Source organism: Dyadobacter sp. CY326, from assembly GCF_021390515.1.
Lineage (GTDB): Bacteria > Bacteroidota > Bacteroidia > Cytophagales > Spirosomataceae > Dyadobacter.
In genome coordinates this window covers 82112-95893 of the sequence record NZ_JAJUXI010000009.1, presented here as the reverse complement: position 1 = coordinate 95893, position 13782 = coordinate 82112, and the positions used below count along the sequence as shown (strand labels likewise).

Sequence of the window (13782 nt, the reverse complement as noted above, 5' to 3'; positions counted from 1 at the left end):
AACCTTCTGACTTATATAGTCGGCTTCTCATGTCTGATTCAGATATGGATAGCCTTGAAATTGTCCCACTTGGTGGCCCTGACGGCTCCGACGAGCCTTTTGAACTCCCTGAAGAACTTGCGATACTGCCAATTAGGCAAACAGTGCTTTTCCCCGGAATGGTCATTCCCGTTACCGTAGTGCGCCAAAAAGCGATTCGTTTAGTAAAAAAAATATACAGGAATTCTGACATCAATCAACGCATACTCGGCGCAGTAACACAGGCCATTCCGAATAAGGAAGACCCTACTGCTGAGGACCTTTTCAATGTTGGAACAGTTGCTCAAATCCTGAAAATGATCACCTTACCAGATGGCAATGTGACCATAATTGTGCAGGGGAGACAGCGTTTCGAGATCAAAACCATTTTACACGAAGAACCATATCTGACTGCCCAGGTAAAAGCAATTGACGACTCATTTGTTGGCCCGACCAAGAAAGAATCGAAGGCACTTTTGCAGTCATTGCGTGACGGTGCACATAAGATCATGCGTCTGAATCCGGAGATTCCTCAGGAAGCGCGGATTGCACTGGATAATATTGAAAGCCCGATTTTCCTCATCCATTTCCTTTCTTCGAACATTAATGTAGAAGTTGCCGATAAGCAAAAGCTGCTGGAAGAGCGGAATGGCCACAAGCAAGCCACATTGCTGCTTCAATACATGATGCGGGAAATTGAAATGCTGGAATTGAAAAGGGAAATTCAGACCAAAGCAAGCTCTGACATTGACCAGCAACAGCGCGATTATTTTCTGAGACAACAAATAAAAGTCCTGCACGACGAGCTGGGAATGGACAGTCCGGAACGTGATCTGGATGAAATCCGCTTGAAAGCAAGTCAGAAAAAATGGTCGGATACGGTGCGTGGCCACTTTGAAAAAGAATTGACAAAATTACAACGCATTAACCCAATGGCGCCCGAATATCCGGTGACCATGAATTATCTGGAAATGCTCGTCGATTTGCCTTGGGGACAATATACAAAAGACAATTTTGATCTTGTCCGTGCGCAGAAAGTGCTTGATGCGGACCATTTTGGTTTGGAAAAAGTGAAAGAACGGATCATTGAATATCTGGCCGTTTTAAAGCTGAAAGGCAACTTGAAAGCACCGATTCTTTGTCTTTATGGGCCTCCCGGGGTCGGAAAGACATCATTGGGAAGATCCATTGCAAAAGCATTGAACCGCGAATACATTAGAATGGCGCTTGGAGGCGTGCACGATGAGGCGGAAATTCGCGGTCATAGAAAAACATACATTGGCGCAATGCCGGGAAAAATCATCCAGAACATTAAAAAAGCGGGTTATGCAAATCCTGTCTTTATTCTGGACGAGATTGACAAAGTAAGTTCCGATTATCGCGGCGATCCTTCTTCGGCATTGCTCGAAGTGCTTGATCCTGAGCAAAATTCCTCATTTACAGATAATTACCTGGAAGTTGAATACGATCTTTCCAAGGTTTTGTTTGTGGCAACAGCCAATGCACTGGACACCATTCACCCTGCATTGCGCGATCGGATGGAGATCATTGAAATGACTGGTTACACGATCGAAGAGAAATTGCAGATCGCAAAACGTTATCTGGTTCCGAAACAACGCAAAGATCACGGGCTGAAATCAACTGACATTAAAATTGATGATTCGGCGCTGACTAAGATCATTGAAGGTTATACGAGAGAATCCGGCGTTCGGAATCTGGAACAAAAAATCGGCTCGGTTGTCCGCAAAATCGCGAAATCCGTTGCGATGGAGCAGGAATATCCGAAAACCATCAAGCCGGAACAAATTGAAAAATATCTTGGCGCAGAGATTTTTGACAAAGATCTTTATCAGGACAATGATTTTGCTGGCGTTGTAACCGGCTTGGCGTGGACTTCTGTTGGTGGCGAAATTTTGTTCATTGAAACCAGTCTGAGCCGCGGAAAAGGAAACCTTACATTATCCGGCCAGCTGGGTGATGTCATGAAAGAATCTGCCGTTGCCGCATTGTCATATCTCAAAGCGAATGCCGACCGATTAGGCATTGATTACCGGATTTTCAATCATTATGATCTTCACGTGCACGTGCCTGCTGGCGCTGTGCCTAAGGACGGACCTTCTGCGGGGGTGACGATGGTCACTTCTATGGCCTCGATTTTCACGCAGCGCCGGGTGAAACCATTCATCGCAATGACAGGCGAGATCACATTAAGGGGTAAAGTTTTGCCTGTGGGCGGAGTGAAGGAAAAGATTCTGGCGGCGCGTCGCGCGGGTGTAAAGGAAATCATCCTTTGTGTGAAAAACCGCAAGGATGTAGAAGAAGTGCCTGCCAATTACATTAAGGATCTGTCGTTCCATTATGTGGATCAGATCGATGAAGTTCTAGAATATGCATTGCTTCCTGAAAAAGTGAAAAATGCGACCAAATTCATTTTCCCTGACGAGAAAAAAGAAAAAGAAGAAAGCGGATACGTGACTTTGGATGCTTAGGACCGTATTAAAAAAAATATACATTTGAAGTTCAAAAAGGCGCCCTCGGGTGCCTTTTTTGCATAAGGGTTTGTAATTCAAAATGACGTCCACATATCAACAACTTTCCATTCATAAGATGTCCTTATCACAGCTTTCCCCCGAACTATTGGATCAACGTCCCGATCTTCTGCCAAACCATACAAATCTGCTTGCGCTGCCTGAGAAGATCATTCAGTTCGGCACTGGTGTGCTGTTGCGGGGTTTGCCGGATTACTTTGTGAATAAAGCCAATCAGCAAGGGATTTTCAATGGACGGATTGTAGTGGTTAAATCCACAAACAGCGGCGGAACAGACGCTTTTGAGTCACAAAAGAATGTTTTTTCACACAGCATTCGCGGCATTGAAAACGGAAATCATGTCGATGAGCTGGTAATTAACACTGCAATCAGCCGGACCATTTCGGCGAATGTCAATTGGGCTGAAATTCTACAATGCGCCCATAATCCTGAATTGAAGATTGTCATTTCCAACACAACGGAAGTGGGCATACAACTCACAGAAGACGACATTTTTGCCAGCCCGCCCGCTTCCTATCCAGGAAAACTAACGGCTTATTTATACGAGCGTTTCAATGCATTCGGCGGAAGTGCCGATTCAGGAATGGTCATTATTCCTACTGAACTTATCGTAAACAGCGGTCAGAAACTGCGCGACATTGTTTTTGAACATGCAAAAAGGCATAATCTGGACGAAAAGTTTGTCCAATGGCTTGAAAAACACAACCATTTTTGCAGCTCGCTCGTGGACCGCATTGTGCCTGGCAAGCCTGATGCTGAAACAGTGTCACTGATTTCTGAAAAACAGGGTTATCGCGATGATTTGCTGATTGTTTCAGAAGTTTACAGACTTTGGGCCATTGAAGGAAGCGAGTATGTTCGCTCTGTGCTAACCTTTGCCCAGGCCGACCAGGGCGTGGTTATTGAGCCCGACATAGACCTTTACAGAGAATTAAAATTGCGGCTGCTCAACGGCACGCACACACTCGCATGCGGACTTTGCTTCCTGCACGGTCTGGACACGGTAAGCGAAAGCATGCAAAATCCCGAAACGGCTGCATTCATCGCCGATGTTATGCTGGAAGAACTCGCCCCGGCAATTCCCTATCCAGTCGATTTGGCGCGGGCTCAGGAATTTGGCAATCAGGTTTTGGACCGTTTCCGTAATCCCTTTATCCGGCATCAATTGATTTATATAACCGTCCAATACACGGCCAAAATGAAGCTGCGCAACATTCCTACGCTGCTTAACCATTATAAAAGTTCGGAACAAGCACCGGAACTGTTCGCAAAAGGCTTTGCTGCATTTTTAAAATTCATGAAACCCGTTGTGCACAACGACGGCAGTTATTTTGGCGACCGTGATGGACAATCCTACCCGATCCGCTGCGACTCAGCGCCTTACTTTGATGAAATATGGCAAACGGCTTCGTCGCCATTGGATTTGGCAGCCAAAGTTCTTGCTGACGTGACGCTTTGGGACACAGATTTAACGCTGCTCCCGGGCTTTTTGGACGCCGTGCAATCCCATATGGTCGATCGCGATGCATTGGATACAACATTGCGCATTGTTCCGGGCGCTGATGCGCCGAACATTGACATTAGTTAGCACTCCAATCTCTCAACTTGTCATACAGCGCTTGCGAGGCGACTGCATCTGAGCTGTAATAGATCTGATCCGTTTTTGTTGTGATAAACAAGAACGGATTTGTTTTTTTATTGACAAAAAGCTTCACCGACCGTCCGTCTTTCGTTACAAAAGCTCCCTTTGCAAAATCACCGGCCGCAAACCCGTTAGACTTGTAAGAAATGGGTGGAAGCGCCGGAACCAGTTCAACTTTCGAAATATCCGTTTTATTCAATTTCAGGCCGTATATGCCTTTGATTTCGAGTTCGTTGGCTGTCAATATCAGCTCGCTGTTTTGCAAGCTTGAATAAAGCTGCAAGCTCACGCCAGCTGTGATGACGATCAAAATTGCCATGATCACATAGGTCGCCGAGCGCTGACCAGTGGTTCCGCGATAAAATGTGCTGCCTTTTGCGACAAGAAAAACATAAGCAAGAATCGGATAAATAATGATGAAAGCTCCAGCCCAGTTGTTGTTGATCAGCTTCATAATGAAGAAACCGGCAAGTAATGTGGCTCCTAAAAAGATGTGGAATTTCCTAAAAAACCGGATATAGGAAGTGATATCCATCTTTGCGCGGTCAGCTTCGGACATGGTGTTGTAGCCCGACAAGATATATTTTGCATTACCGGGCGTGACCAGAAAACCAAGCGATGTAAAAACAACTGATAAAATGATGGCGGCCAACAACATAGCTTTTTGATTAAGGAGGTAAAATTTACTTTTTTCAAATTCAAGTAAGCACTGGCATTATTTTTTGACCCGTAGCTTATTGCAATAAATATTAATTTCCGAATACTTAATTAAAACGTGAAAAGATCTGTAAAAATACTGCTGGGCATTGTCATTATTTTAATCATTGCCCGACTGTTGCTCCCCTATTTTGTGGTGCGTTATGTGAACAAAGTGCTGGCCGATATGGATGGTTACACAGGACACATTGACGACGTGGACATTCACCTGATCCGCGGTGCGTATCAGATCGATGGCATGAACATCCGCAAGGTGAATGGCAAAATTAAGGAGCCATTTATCCTGATCCCAAAGATGGATTTGTCGGTGCAATGGGAGTCATTGATGAAAGGAAAGCTAGTCAGCGAAGTGGAATGCTATAATCCGGAGATCAACTTCGCATTTAGCAGCAGTGAGGAAGCAAGCCAGACGGGTGCCGAAACGGATTGGACAACCGTTATCAAGGACCTCCTTCCCATCGAAATAAACCGTTTCCAGGTCATTGACGGCAAAGTGGACCTCACGAGTGTTGTGACGCAACCAAAGACAGATCTTTCGTTAAAAAACTTCCAGCTCGAAATCGCGAATATCCGGAATGTCGAAGAACAAGGAAAAACCTTTCCTTCACCCGTAAAGGCAACCGGCGATCTGCCTGGTTTTGGGGGAACAATGCTGTTCACGGCCAACATGATGCTGTTGAAGCAAATTCCGGACTTTGATTACAATATGAGTCTGAAAGATCTTCAACTGGTGAAGCTAAACAGTCTCGCCCGCCAATATGGAGACATTGACTTTGAGAAGGGAACATTGAATGTTGTGAGCGAAATGAGGATGGTGGACGGGAAGCTGGAAGGCTATTTGAAGCCGTTGACCAAGGACATGAAGATCTTTAAAATGAAGGAAGAGAACCGCAAAGTGAGCCAATTCTTTCGGGAGCTGCTGGCCGAGGGCGGTGCTTTTGTTTTGGAAAATAAAAGAAAGGATCAGGTTGCAACACGCATTCCGTTGAAAGGAACGGTTGGCGAGATCTCCACAGATTTTTGGCCCATTCTCATCAATGTGCTTCGCAACGCATATGTGGAGGCTTTCAAAGCTGAATATGACTCATCGATGAGTGTCAAAGACACCATTAAGGAGGTGAGAAAGGAACGAAAAGAAAAGCGTAAAGAGCGGCGCGAAGAGCGAAAAGAAAAGCGAGAACGCAAGAAAGCGGAACGTAAAAAAGATTAGATTCCGCTTTTGAAATGTCTTGAATACTTAACTTAAATGGTTTCTCTGAACTTGGCAACCAGCGCAATGCTTTCCGCAACTTTCTGCTCGATCCAGGCATAATTCCCTTCGCCTATAATGTCTTTTGGAAAGAGATTTGAACCCAGACCAACAGCATAAGCGCCCGCGCCAAACCATTCGTTAATGCTTTCGGCCGTCGGCTGGACGCCGCCTGTGACCATGATTTTAACATTGGGCATCGGGCCGCGAATGGCACGGATGAACTTGGAACCAACAACATCGCCAGGGAATAATTTCACAACTTCGGCGCCTGCTTGCTGGGCATTGTATATTTCTGTAAGCGTCGAAACGCCGGGAATCCAAGGGATATTTGCTGCTTCACAGGCCTCTCCTACCGCGGGGTTCAGGCAAGGCGTCACTATGAAGTCTGCGCCAGCTTCAATGAACTTTTGCGCTGTTTCTGCATCGTAAATCGTTCCTATGCCCATGGAAAGTCCAGGCAGACTTTCTTTCGTGTAAGCAACAAGTTCAGTGAAAACGGTGAATGCATTGTCCCCGCGATTGGTGAACTCGAATGCACGCGCGCCGCCTCTGTAACTGGCGTTGATCACTTCTTTTGCGATTTCAATATCCCCGTGATAAAACAGCGGCAACACGCCGACCTTGTTCAAAAGTGTTAATGTCGTTTCCCTATCCATATTTTAGCTTTTTGTGGAACCAGCAATTTCCGAATTTGTGAGAATGACCTGATCAACGTTTGATCCTGCCCGAAGTTTCACCTTGCCTGATCGCCTCCACTTCCTGAATGGTCGAAATCAACGCGTCTCCTTCAATTGTATGTTTTAATGCAGAAGCCGCAACACCAAATTCCAGCGCTTTTTGCTGGTCATTGAAAGTAATCAATCCGTGAATCAGACCTGCAATGAATGCGTCTCCGCCTCCTACTCTGTCGATAATCGGGTTAATTTCTGTATCCGCTGTCTCCAAAAGTCCTGTTCCGTTCCACAGATAAGCCCTTAACAAGTTATGAGAAGCACTTATGGAAGTTCTTTTTGTGTCTACAATTGTTTTAACCTGAGGATATTCCTTCTGAAAGTTGACACAGGATTCAACAAAATCGTTTCCTTGAATGCCGAAAATCTCTGTTAAATTTTCGCTATTGGCGATAACAACATCCGTGCCCGCCGTGAGTTCAGGCAGGATTTCGGACGGCTTTTTGCCGTATTTCCACAAATTTGCTCTGTAAAAAATATCACCCGAAACGGTTAGTCCGTATTTTCTTGCTGTTTTGATCCCGTCCAAAAGTGCATCCGCTGCTCCTTGTGAAAGTGCGGGTGTTATGCCCGCCCAGTGAAACCATTTCGCGTCTTTAAGAATGCTGTCCCAATCAATTTCGGCAGGATTAATCTCCGCTAACGATGAATTTGCGCGATCATAAACGATCTGACTTCCCCGCAATGCAGCGCCGGTTTCTAAATAATAAACAGCCATTCGAGGGCCGCCGTAAATGATATGCGAAATGTCCACGCCATGAAATTGCAGATATTGAGCTGCTGCGCGACCGATCGGCGAATCGGGAAAGCGTGTTACGTGCGCGGTGTGGTGTCCCCAGTAAGCGAGGGCTGTCGAAACATTGGCTTCGCCGCCTGCATAGGTTACATTGAATTGACGTGCTTGTTCGAAACGGGAAAAACCAGGAGTAGAAAGTCGCATGAGGACTTCTCCAAAAGAAACTATTTGAGCCATATCCGTAAACCTAGCTAAAATCCGAAATAATTGCTTGCATTTCGGTAAGAAATGTCCTCCACAAGCTTCCCTAGCCATGGAATGTCATTCGGCAGCTCACCGTTTTCGACATCATTTCCAATCAAATTACAGAGGATTCTCCGGAAATATTCGTGACGCGGATAAGACAGGAAACTTCGTGAATCGGTGAGCATGCCGACAAACCGGCTCAGCAAACCCATATTGGACAATGCATTCATCTGACGCTCCATTCCGTCTTTCTGGTCCAAATACCACCAGCCGGAGCCGAACTGCATTTTACCCGCAATGGTGCCATCATTGTAATTGCCCGTCATTGTGGCCAGCACTTCGTTATCAGCAGGATTGAGATTATAAAGGATCGTTTTCGCAAGCTGATTTGTCGAATCCAACTTATTGAAAAACCTGGACATTGAAGTCGCCTGACTGTAATCGCCGATTGAATCCCAGCCTGTGTCCGGGCCAAGTTCACGGAGCATGCGCGAATTGTTGTTACGCAATGCGCCTAAGTGAAACTGCTGCGTCCAGGATTTGGCATGATCCATTTTAGCCGTTTCAAAAAGCACCATGGATTTGAATGCTTCACGTTGCGCAGCGCTTGGAAGCCCGCCATTACGTGCCGTTGTGAATGCTTGCTTTGCCGCTTCCTCGTCGAATGAAGCATAAATATGCTCCAAGCCATGATCCGAAAGCCTGCCGCCCATAGATGCAAAAAAATCGTGGCGGTTCTGCAATGCGGCGATCAGGCTGTCATAAGAATTGATCTCACCCAGGCCCGAAGTTTCACCCAATTTGGCAAGATATTGATTGAATTCCTCGGGCGAATCGATCAGCAACATGGCTTTATCCGGCCGGAAAGTTGGCAGCACTTTAATATCAAATCCACCATTTTTAATAGCTTGGTGATTGGCGAGTGAATCTGTCGGGTCGTCCGTTGTGCATATGACCTTCACATTCATTTTTGTCAAAAGATTTTTAACGGAAAAGTCCCGGTGTTTCAGTTTAGCTGAACATTCTTCGTAAATCTCTTTTGCAGAATCTTTATTTAACAAAATATCAATGTCAAAATAACGCAGCAATTCAAGGTGTGTCCAATGATACAATGGATTCCGCATCGTGTAAGGAACGGTTACAGCCCACTGCTCAAACTTCTCCCAGTCGCTGGCATCGCCTGTGCAAAAACGCTCATTAATCCCGTTTGCGCGCATTGCCCGCCATTTGTAATGATCGCCATAAAGCCAGATCTGCGTAATGTTTTCAAACTGCTTATCCCCAGCAATCTGATCGGGCGGAAGGTGGCAATGGTAATCAATGATCGGCATGTGCTTCGCATGATCATGATAAAGGATGCGGGCAGTTTCCGAACGCAGCAGAAAATCGTCGGATATGAATGTTTTTTGTGCAGTAGCGATTGTTGTCATTTTGTAACAAGGTTGTTTTCCCTTTCAATTGCATATTCCAATCCGCGCAGTTCGGCAAGTCCGCGCAAGCGGCCAATGGCGGTGTAACCCGGATTTGTTCTCTTCGTCCCGGAAAGATCGTCAAGCATCCGGTGGCCGTGATCCGGGCGGAATGGCATTCTCAGATCCGTTCTTCCCGCTTCAATTCTGCGTTTTTGCTCTGTTAGCAATGCTTTCATCACGCTGAACATGTCCACGTCGCCATCCAAATGGTCTGCTTCGTAAAAGCTTCCGTCGTGTTCTCTTTTGGTTGCGCGTAAGTGGATGAAATGGATGCGGTCACCCAGCCTGTCCACCATACCGCTCAGGTCATTGTCGGGCCTCACGCCATATGAGCCCGTGCAAAAACAAATTCCATTCGCTTCATTCTCAAATGCTTCCAGTAACAACATGGCATCATTCTCCGTGCTGACCACTCTCGGCAATCCCAAAATCGGATAAGGCGGATCATCGGGGTGGATAGCCAGCCGAATTCCTGCCTCAGCCGCCACAGGCGCAATGGCCTGAATGAACTGATATAAATGCGTTCTTAATTCCAGGTCGCCCACGTGCGCGTAGGCGCTCAAAGCAGTTCTGAATTCTTCAATGGTGAAGCTTTCTTCTGAGCCTGGCAAGCCTGCTATAATGTTCCTGACGAGCTTGTTAACCTCCGTTTCTGCTGCATTATCCAGCCAGTTTTTGGCTTTTTGCTTTTGCTCGTCTGTGTATATTTCCTGCGCTTCCGGTCTTTTCAAGAGATAAAGATCAAAAGCGGCAAATTGTGTCGCATCAAATCGCAAACCGGTCGAACCATCCTTCATGGGCGCGTCCAGATCCGTCCTGGTCCAGTCGAGAATGGGCATGAAGTTGTAGCACACCGTGTCAATGCCGCATGCAGCCAGGTTGACCAATGTTTGCTGATAATTTTTAATGTATCGTGCAAAATCCCCGGTCCGCGTCTTGATCGCTTCATGCACGGGAACGCTTTCCACCACCGACCAAGTCAGGCCAGCTTCTTCAATCATTTCCTTTCTTGCTTTTATTTCTGCAATTTCCCAAACCTCACCATTGCGGATGTGGTGCAATGCAGTTACAATGCCTGTTGCTCCGGCCTGGCGGATGTCTTGTAACGAAACGGGATCATTGGGGCCAAACCAGCGCCATGTTTGTTCTAATGCCATTGTTAATAATTATGCTACTAATCTATGCTCCGGAACGCGTTCCCTAAGCACTTTTAATGCTCTGCTCATCTGCGTTTCCACGGTTTTTACTGAAATTTCAAGTTTTTCGGCAATATCGCGATAACGCAGGCCTTCTTCCCGGCTCAGCCGAAATATCAGCTGACATTGACGAGGCAACGCCTGAATGCAACCTTCTACGTGTTCAAAAAACTCATTAAACGACAATTCCTCAACGGGTGAAAAATGATCGGCATGCGTCAGATTCCACTGCACAGAATCCAGCGATTCACGCTCATTTTGCCGGTGAATCCTGAGCTTGAGATAATCCAATGCCTGGTTGCGCACTGCCCTGTAAATGTAAGCCTGAAAAGAAGTATGCACCTCAATCTGCTCCCTATTTTTCCAAAGTTTTACAAAGACATCAGAAACCACTTCCTCAGCAATCTCCCGGGTCACCACCACACGCATGGCATAATTGCAAAGTGCCCTGTAATGGTGCGTAAACAAATCGCGAAAAGCATGGTAATCTCCCGTTGCCACCACTCTGCCAAACAAACTTTCCAAAGCACTTTTCTGCGAAGGGACGGGCGGCAATGTGTTGGTAAATGATTTTGCTTCCATTATTGAACTTGGTTAATTATAGAAAATTTCCAGGATTAGTAGTGGTGTAAAGCGTATTTGCACCGTCAACAATGAACCTAGTTTAAACATTGATTCGTTGATACACAAAAATTAATCTTGAAATAGATCAATAAATTTACGCAACCGTTCCCGGAACCGTTCCCGTTTTCGTTATTTTTCCCGGAACTCGGCGCATCCTTTGTAATTTGTGCAACAAACAGACATTAAGGCTTTCTTCATATAATTCACTGCGATTGTATTATTCCCACATATTCGGATGAAAAAGATTTCAATTACAATCAAAGAGATAGCGAGACAGCTGAATGTTTCAAAATCTACGGTTTCCCGCGCGTTGCGCGACAGCAGCGAAATCAGTGAGGAGACTAAAAATAAGGTGATAGAATTGGCGGAAAAACTCAATTATTATCCCAATCCGATCGCGATCAGTTTGCTAAAAAACCGCACCCAAACCATTGGCGTGATTGTGCCCGACATTGCAAACCGATTTTATTCATCGGCCATCGGCGGCGTTGAGGACATTGCTTACAGTCGCGGTTATCATACGATGATTTACCAAAGCCACGAGTTGCTGGAAAGAGAGCGCTCTGCTTCCCGGCACATTGCTTCACGTCGCGTGGACGGGCTTGTTGTGGCTATTTCCAGTCAGTCGGAAAACATTGACCATTTCGTTTCATTGCAGGAACAAGGCATTCCGGTGGTGTTTTTTGACCGGGTCAGTGATGCCATGCAGACGCATAAAGTGCGTGTGGATGATTACAAAGGCGCTTTTGAAGCAACAGAACATTTAATAAAAAGAGGTTGCAAACGCATTGCGCACATTGCTGGTCCAAAGCCGGTTTCGATAACGCGCTTTCGCCTGGAAGGTTATAAAGATGCTTTACGGAAATACGACATTGATTTCAAAGAAGAATGGGTCCTGCACAGCGAAATCACGCAGGCAGGCGGAACGGAACGGACTTACCAGCTTATGGCCTTGCGCGAGCGGCCTGACGCAATCTTTGGTGCAAGCGACCGCATTACGATGGGAATTCACTGGGCATTGCGGCAATTGGGTTACCGGATGCCGGATGATGTTGCCGTTGTAGGTTTTTGCGACCTCGCAATGTCATCCTTGCTCGATCCGCCCGTGAGTTCAGTAACGCAGCCATCTTTTGAAATGGGCCAGCAAGCCACTTCGCTTTTATTGGATCTTATTGAAAGCAAAAATACCCCGGCCGCATATGAGACCAGGGTATTGCCTTCGAATCTTGTTATTAATAAATCTTCAATGCGGGTTACGCGCTAATGATTAACCTGCGAGCGTCACCCCGTAATGGTTTTCAATTTCCTTTCAAATTCTGAAAGGATTTTCTCCTTCATCTGCACTTTACGCTTTTGAATGTTAATGCGTCCTGCTGCCTGCTTGTCTTGTTCCGGATCGCCTGTTGCAGTCCGGTCGAATTCAAGAATGGCAAATTCTAGATCGCTTTTTTCACGTTTGGCAAGCCATTCCAGCTCACGGTATTTTGTTCTAAGCTGCTCCTCAGGACTTTTCATTTCAAAGGCCGGATATTTGCGACTGATTACGCGAGCGAGATAACTAAGCTCGAATATTTTATCACAAACCATTCTGAAACGCTCTGCAAGTTCCTTATCCGCCATTTTGAAAGGAATTTTGATTTCCTTCCATTTGCTCAAAAGCACTTTCGCTTCTTGTGACGCTTCGATAATGTCTGGCGCACGAAGCAATGTTTCAGCTTGTTGCAGCAATTTCTGCTGTTCTACGATCCTTGGGTCAACGCGCACTTTTGGTTCAATGCCTTTGGCCAAATTGTATTTGTCGTAAAACAATTTCAAAAAGTGCCTGTAAGCCTTGTTAACCTTGAAAAAGCGCTTAGGCGGCACTTCTCCAATGTTATTCCACGCATTGCGCACGTCTCTCGCCTTCTGGTAAGCATCGTCCAGATCACGCGAGTAACTTAGCGTTTTCGTGATCTTGATCAGCTTCTCATATTCCTCGATACGGAACTGGTTGATTTTATTTTGTTCGTCGAAATAATCCCTGCGGCGTTGGAAGAAGTCGTCCAGAATTTGCTGAAAAGTCGTTTCAACTTCTTCCTGATATTCCTTCTCCACCGGCCCTGTACGAATCCATTTGGCTTTGATTTCCTGAATTTGATCCGTTGCGGTGGTGTAATCTTCAATAGCCGCCGCAACTTTCACATCTTCGATCAATGCCCTTTTGATTTCCAGGTTTTTAAGCTGGTTAACCTCGATCAAACCTTTCAGATATTCCTCTTTTTCTTCCAGTCTCTGCAGCAACGGAACAAAGTCCCCAAGTGCATCAAAACCTTTAAGCTTACGTTGAAGCTGGATCAGCTTGGTAAGATAAGATCCTTTGTTAAGTGCCTCATCTATTTCTTGTTCCAACTGCTCCACCTTGTTCAGGACGATGTTAAAACGATTTTTAAAATAGTCAATCGCTTCTTGCTCAGTCCGCTTTACTTCTCCAATTTGCCGGTCGGGGAATTCCAAATACCCCTTTAAAAATACTTTGCTGTCTTTAACGTAGCCGTATTCATCATTCAATGTGGCATTTTCCATTCTTTCAATTTTTTATCTGCTAAGTGTAGGGATAATA

Annotated in this window: 11 protein-coding genes; 4 read left to right on the top strand and 7 right to left on the bottom strand. The window is 45.7% G+C overall.

Going from position 1 to position 13782, the window contains the following annotated elements; genetic code table 11:
* The first annotated feature begins 29 nt into the window (after positions 1 to 29).
* Together lon and LZG73_RS18545 are read left to right on the top strand one after the other, a co-directional pair.
* Positions 30 to 2507, top strand: coding sequence for an endopeptidase La (gene lon / locus LZG73_RS18550; protein WP_233853361.1), 2478 nt, complete (start codon positions 30 to 32; stop codon positions 2505 to 2507).
* Positions 2508 to 2625: 118 nt separating this feature from the next.
* On the top strand, positions 2626 to 4155 hold the full coding sequence (locus LZG73_RS18545; protein WP_233853360.1) for a tagaturonate reductase: 1530 nt from the start codon (positions 2626 to 2628) through the stop codon (positions 4153 to 4155).
* Here LZG73_RS18545 and LZG73_RS18540 read toward each other — a convergent pair.
* On the bottom strand, positions 4148 to 4867 hold the full coding sequence (locus LZG73_RS18540; protein ID WP_233853359.1) for a DUF3784 domain-containing protein: 720 nt from the start codon (positions 4865 to 4867) through the stop codon (positions 4148 to 4150). The two genes, LZG73_RS18545 and LZG73_RS18540, sit on opposite strands and share 8 nt — an antisense overlap.
* A gap of 117 nt (positions 4868 to 4984) precedes the next feature.
* Between LZG73_RS18540 and LZG73_RS18535 the strand changes: the two genes are divergently transcribed.
* Positions 4985 to 6136, top strand: coding sequence for a DUF748 domain-containing protein (locus LZG73_RS18535; RefSeq protein WP_233853358.1), 1152 nt, complete (start codon positions 4985 to 4987; stop codon positions 6134 to 6136).
* Positions 6137 to 6168: 32 nt separating this feature from the next.
* Here the strand turns inward: LZG73_RS18535 and LZG73_RS18530 are convergent, their stop codons facing one another.
* Genes LZG73_RS18530 through LZG73_RS18510 form a run of 5 tightly spaced genes read right to left on the bottom strand, consistent with a single transcriptional unit; the run spans position 6169 to position 11141 of the window.
* Complete coding sequence (locus LZG73_RS18530; protein ID WP_233853357.1) at positions 6169 to 6834, bottom strand: bifunctional 4-hydroxy-2-oxoglutarate aldolase/2-dehydro-3-deoxy-phosphogluconate aldolase; 666 nt, start codon at positions 6832 to 6834, stop codon at positions 6169 to 6171.
* A gap of 52 nt (positions 6835 to 6886) precedes the next feature.
* The gene (locus tag LZG73_RS18525) at positions 6887 to 7882 is read right to left on the bottom strand and encodes a sugar kinase (protein WP_233853355.1); all 996 of its coding nucleotides are present in this window, start codon (positions 7880 to 7882) and stop codon (positions 6887 to 6889) included.
* Between the two features lie 14 nt (positions 7883 to 7896).
* A complete protein-coding gene (uxaC, locus tag LZG73_RS18520) occupies positions 7897 to 9321 on the bottom strand; it encodes a glucuronate isomerase (RefSeq protein WP_233853353.1) in 1425 nt (474 codons plus the stop codon).
* Positions 9318 to 10520 carry a mannonate dehydratase gene (uxuA, locus tag LZG73_RS18515; protein ID WP_233853352.1) on the bottom strand — a complete coding sequence of 401 codons (1203 nt, stop codon included), beginning with the start codon at positions 10518 to 10520 and terminating at the stop codon, positions 9318 to 9320. The genes uxaC and uxuA overlap by 4 nt, the downstream gene beginning before the upstream one ends.
* 9 nt (positions 10521 to 10529) lie before the next feature.
* Positions 10530 to 11141, bottom strand: a complete 612-nt coding sequence (locus LZG73_RS18510) for an RNA polymerase sigma-70 factor (protein WP_233853349.1) — start codon at positions 11139 to 11141, stop codon at positions 10530 to 10532.
* A 277-nt stretch (positions 11142 to 11418) separates the two neighbouring features.
* Between LZG73_RS18510 and LZG73_RS18505 the strand changes: the two genes are divergently transcribed.
* Complete coding sequence (locus tag LZG73_RS18505) at positions 11419 to 12447, top strand: LacI family DNA-binding transcriptional regulator (protein ID WP_233853348.1); 1029 nt, start codon at positions 11419 to 11421, stop codon at positions 12445 to 12447.
* A gap of 17 nt (positions 12448 to 12464) precedes the next feature.
* On the opposite strand, the gene LZG73_RS18500 is transcribed toward LZG73_RS18505, so the two are convergent.
* The gene (locus tag LZG73_RS18500) at positions 12465 to 13745 is read right to left on the bottom strand and encodes a DUF349 domain-containing protein (protein WP_233853346.1); all 1281 of its coding nucleotides are present in this window, start codon (positions 13743 to 13745) and stop codon (positions 12465 to 12467) included.
* Between the last annotated feature and the right edge of the window lie 37 nt (positions 13746 to 13782).